We start from the raw sequence: 1,396 nt of genomic DNA, 5'->3' as shown, positions 1-1,396 counted from the left end.
GTCCAGGTCCGGCGTCCGCCGCAGGGCCGACCGGCCCCGGCGCAGGGTCGGCCGGCCGGGCCGGAGCGGTCGCGGAGACCGGGCGGGCCGCTCCCCGGGCTGGGCCGGGTGGCACCTCCCGGGGCGGACGGGCCGCTCCCCGGGCCGGGCCGGGTGGCACCTCCGGGGGCGAAGCGGCTGGGCCGGCACCGGGCCGGGCACGACCGGCCGGAGCCGGCGGGGCCTTGAGCCGGTTCGGCACCTCCGGTCCGGGTACGCCGGCACCGGTCGGACCGGACCGGTCGACGACCGGCGACGCGGGATCGGTGCGCGGGCCGCCTGCCGCCTGGCGCGGCCAGTCGGCCTGCTGATCGGCTCGGTCGACGCGGGGCCGCTCCGGTGGCGTGCCCCGCTGGGCGGCGTCGGTGCGTGGGCCGTGCCGCCCCGGCGCGTCGCGCCCGTCGGGTTCCGGCCCGGTCGGGGACGCCGGTGGCAGCGGCGGGGCGTTGCCGCTCTTCGGTACGAGCGGCTGTGCCGGCTCGGCGGCCCGCCGCCGGCCGGCGGGACGCCCCGTGCCGGCGGGACGCTCCGTGCCGGCGGGACGCTCCGTGCCGGCGGGACGCTCCGTGCCGGCGGGGCCGGCGCGGTGTCCGCCGGTGGGGTCGACCGGCGTCGGGTCGGCCACGACGCGACGGCCACGGCCGGTCCGGGGCTCGGCAGGCACCGGCGGGTTGCCGCCGGACGGCGTCGGGTCAGGGCGCGGACCGCCGCTGACCGGGGTCGGATACGTCGGGTCCGCCGGGACGGCACGGCCCCGGCCGGGAGCACCGGGGTTGCCGGGGCCGGGGCCACCCGCCGGATGCGGGCCGGTGTCCCGGCGATCCGGAGCTGGCCGGTGCCCCGGGTTCGGAACGGGCCGGCCGCCGGTCTCCTCCTGGGGAGGGCCGTCCCAGCCGGACAGTGGGCGAGGTACCGGGGGCCGGGCCACGCCGGCGGCTCCCGGGCCGGAGACGGGTGCGCCGGGACCGTGCGACGGAGGGGCCGGTGGACGGTCCGCACCCCGCTGGCCAGGACGGGTCGCCGGGTTGCCCGGCCAGATCCCCTCACCGGAGCGTGGACGCGATTCGGGGTCGGTGGGCCAACCGCCACGCACCGGCGGGGCCGCCTGCGGGCCGGTGCGCACCGGCGGACCCGACCGGGCCGCGGCGGCGCCCTCCTGGGCCGGCGGGGCAGCCGGACCGGGCGGGCCGGGCGGACGAGGGCCGGCGACGCCGGGCACCGCCGCGCGCGCACCGGCCGGGCCGGAGCGGGCCGGCGTGGGTGGCTCCGGGCGAGGGCCGGGCTGACCGGCGTGCGGATCCGCCGGCCCGCCCCCTACGTTGGGTGGCGGGCCGGCCGGGTCGGGTCGGGTCGGTGG

Annotated in this window: 1 pseudogene; it reads right to left on the bottom strand. The window is 83.5% G+C overall.

Features of this window, described 5'->3' with window-relative positions:
* Positions 1–664: pseudogene (locus tag E1166_RS31670) on the bottom strand (hypothetical protein); the annotation flags it as partial.
* Between the last annotated feature and the right edge of the window lie 732 nt (positions 665–1,396).

Source organism: Micromonospora sp. KC213 (assembly GCF_004348325.1).
GTDB lineage: Bacteria > Actinomycetota > Actinomycetes > Mycobacteriales > Micromonosporaceae > Micromonospora.
Note: the sequence above shows the minus strand (reverse complement) of the source record. Positions and strands in the feature narration are given on the sequence as shown.